The organism is Acidimicrobiales bacterium (genome assembly GCA_035533095.1).
Taxonomy (GTDB): Bacteria; Actinomycetota; Acidimicrobiia; order Acidimicrobiales; family Palsa-688; genus DATLUM01.
The window spans coordinates 1-3209 of the sequence record DATLUM010000053.1 but is presented as its reverse complement, the minus strand read 5'-3'; the positions used below and the strand labels follow the sequence as shown (position 1 = coordinate 3209).

At 66.9% G+C, this 3209-nt stretch carries 5 protein-coding genes; all 5 read left to right on the top strand.

Annotation, left to right across the window (positions count from 1 at the left end):
* The coding region (locus VNF71_06570; protein HVA74212.1) for a hypothetical protein at positions 1-257 on the top strand (257 nt) is incomplete at its 5' end.
* A 64-nt stretch (positions 258-321) separates the two neighbouring features.
* A complete protein-coding gene (istA, locus tag VNF71_06565) occupies positions 322-1890 on the top strand; it encodes an IS21 family transposase (GenBank protein ID HVA74211.1) in 1569 nt (522 codons plus the stop codon).
* Positions 1887-2636 (top strand): IS21-like element helper ATPase IstB, encoded by a 750-nt coding sequence (istB, locus tag VNF71_06560; protein ID HVA74210.1) that lies wholly within the window; start codon positions 1887-1889, stop codon positions 2634-2636. The genes istA and istB overlap by 4 nt, the downstream gene beginning before the upstream one ends.
* Positions 2633-2968: a hypothetical protein gene (locus VNF71_06555; protein HVA74209.1), complete on the top strand. Its 336-nt coding sequence runs from the start codon at positions 2633-2635 to the stop codon at positions 2966-2968. Before istB ends, VNF71_06555 begins: the two co-directional genes overlap by 4 nt.
* Positions 2969-2998: 30 nt before the next feature.
* Positions 2999-3209: hypothetical protein (locus tag VNF71_06550; protein ID HVA74208.1), on the top strand; the 211-nt coding region annotated here is incomplete at its 3' end.

Here is a 3209-nt window from a genome sequence, read left to right as displayed (position 1 = left end):
AGGAGCCGACGCCCGTCGAGGGCACCGGGCGGCTGGGCCGGGGAGCGCTCGGGACCCTGGTGCGCGACTACCTGGCGGCCCGACCGGGAGAGGCGTCCGGCCCGACCGCGGTCGGCAAGGCCCTGGGCCGCTCCCAGGGTGCGATCTCGAACGCGCTCTCGGCGTGTCAGCGTTCAAGTAATTCCCTAGCTGGACGCCACGGCGTTCAAGTAATTCCCTACCCCGGCGTTCAGGTAATTCCCCACCTGCCGGGGTGAGCATCCACCCTCCGGGCTCCTTGTCGAACTAGGCGCTCTCTCGTCCAGAGACGAGAGAGGTGACATGGCAAGGAGAAGTTTCGAAGTGCTCGATGTCGTCGAGATCTATCAACACTGGAACGCCGGTCGTCCGAAGGCCGTGATCGCCGAGAGTCTCGGCGTCGACCCGAAGACGATCCGCAAGTACGTGAAGCTGGCCGAGGACGCCGGGCTGTCGCCGGGCGCCCAGGCGCTCAGCAGAGAAGAGTGGTCCGAGCTGGTGCGCTCTTTTAGCCCCGAGCTCGTCGACGCCCGCCGGCGCAGCCTGACCCGCAAGGTGATCGAGCCGTACCGCCCGAGGATCGAAGAGATGCTCGAGACGAACACGATCACGACGGTCCACCAGCGGCTGCGGGACGAGCACGGCCTGTCGGTTGGCATCACGAGCTTTCGCCGGTATTGCTGGGTTGAGTTCCCCGACGAGGCCAACCGCGACAAGGTGACCGTGGCGCGGCCCGACGTCGAGGCAGGCGACGAAGCCCAGATCGACTACGGGTTCCTCGGCACGTTCCCCGACCCAGTTACCCAGAAGCTGCGCCGGGTGTGGGCCTTCGTGATGGTGCTGGCGTTCTCCCGCCACATGTTCGTACGGCCCGTCCTCAAGATGGACCAGGCATCGTGGACGGCGACCCATGTGGCGGCGTTCTCCTATTTTGGGGGCGCCCCACGCCGCCTCGTCAGTGACAACTTGAAGACCGGGGTGTTGAAGGCCGACATCTACGACCCGAAGCTCAACAAGTCCTACGCCGAGCTCGCCGCCCACTACGGCTGCCTCCTCGACCCGGCAAGGGCCTTGAAGCCAAAGGACAAACCACGGGTCGAGCGCCAGATGCCGTACGTACGGGACAGCTTCTACCGGGGCCGCAACTTCACCGCCGAGGCCGAGATGGCCGCCGGGGCGCTCAAGTGGTGCACGGAGGTGGCCGGGATGCGGCGCCACAGATCGCTCGAAGGCGCCGCCCCGCTTAGGGTCTTTATGGCCGATGAGCTCGGAGTGCTCCTCCCGCTGCCGCTGCTCCCCTTCGAGCTCGCCACCTGGTCGAGCCCGAAGGTGGGACCCGACTGCTATGTCAAGGTCGGGAGGGCTCTCTACTCGGTCTCCTGGCACCACATCGGGAAGAACCTCGACGCCAGGCAAGGGCAGCGCACCGTCGAGATGTTCGAGAACGGCAAGGTCGTAAAGACCTGGGCGAGAATCGAGAAGGGGCGCCAGACCGACTACGGCGACTACCCGCCCGAGAAGGTGGCCTTCTTCATGAAGAACCCGGCCTGGTGCCGCCACCGGGCGAGCGAGCTCGGCGGCGCCGTGGCCGAGGTGATCGCGGGCTTCCTTAGAGACGGGGCGCTCCACAACCTGCGGTCCGCCCAGGGCGTGATCCGCCTCGCCGACAAGTACGGGCCCGTCCGCCTCGAAGCCGCCTGCCGGCGCGCCGTCGAGGTGGGAGACCCGGGCTATCGGACGATCAAGGGCATCCTCGTCGCCGGTACCGAGACCGAGTGCGAGAACAGGGCGTCCGTACCGGAGGCGCCGGCCCACCTTCACGGCCAGCAGAGCCTGTTCAGCCATCTAGACGAAGAGGAGACAGCAGGATGACACGGACCCACCAGCTCGAGGGCGCTCTCAAGTCCCTCAACCTTTCCGGCATGCTCGACACTCTCGAGGCTCGCGTCGCGCAGGCACATGCGGGCGACCTCGGCCATCTCGAGTTCCTGCAGGCGCTGTGCGAGGACGAGCTCGCCCGGCGCGACGCCGCCGGCATCGAACGACGCCTGCGTCAGGCCCGCTTCGAGCAGGCGTGCGTGATCGAGGACTTCGACTTCGCCTTCAACGCCAAGGTGCCTGCGGCCCAGATACGTGATCTCGCCACGCTCCGGTTCGTGGAGGCCGGCGAGTCGGTCATCATCCACGGCCCGGTCGGGGTGGGAAAGACGATGATCGCCCAGTGCCTCGGTCACCAGGCCTGCCGGCGCGGCTACGCCGTCGCCTTCACGAAGACCTCGCGCCTTCTCGCCGACCTGGCCGGTGGCCATGCCGATAGGACCTGGGAGACGCGTCTTCGGCGCTGGGCGCGCCCGAACGTCTTGATTTTGGACGACTTTGCCATGCGAGAGCTGACGCCGACACAGTCCGACGACCTCTACGAGCTTGTCACCGAGAGGGCCGGACGCAGCGTCATTCTCACCGCCAACCGGGCCGCCAAAGACTGGTACTCGCTGTTCCCGAATGCCGTCGTAGCCGAGTCGATCCTCGATCGCCTCGTCAACACGGCCCATCACGTCGAGATGCAGGGCCGCAGCTACAGGCCGAACAAGCGGCCGGGGGCGAAGGACAAGTCGTGATCACCTCGAGCTGTCAAGCGGTTGGGTGCACGAACGAGGTGACCCAGACGAGCACGAGGGGGAGGCCCACCGTCTACTGCTCGCCGGCATGCCGCCCGTCTTCGTACAAGCGCCGCCCGGCGCGCCGGCTCAGCGTCGAGATCGGCCACGAGCCGACGGAGCCAGGGTTCCGGCCGGTCGGACGCGTCTGGTTCGTGCAACTGGGCAACGGAACAAAGAACGTCGTCGTGGCGTCCGGGCTCGGCCGCCCGTCAGCCGACCATCTCGCCGGTCAGCTCAGCAAGCTGCTCGGGCAGGGCGACGAACGGGCGAAGGGAGGTGTCGTCGAGTAGAACAACAAGCGGAGCCCGGTAGGGAATTCCGTGAACTTCCGGCTAGGGAATAACGGCGGCGTCGACAGCGCGGGAGACGCGGCCGCGGTCGCGAACAAGATCGTGGGGGCGTTCACCTTTTCCGGTGAGGCAGAGATCTACAAGCAGGTCGCGATGGAGGTGATCCCGGTCATCTGCAAGGCGATGCTGGCGGCCGGGACGCACGTCACGCTCGAAGGCATCTACGAGGCGCTCGGCAAGG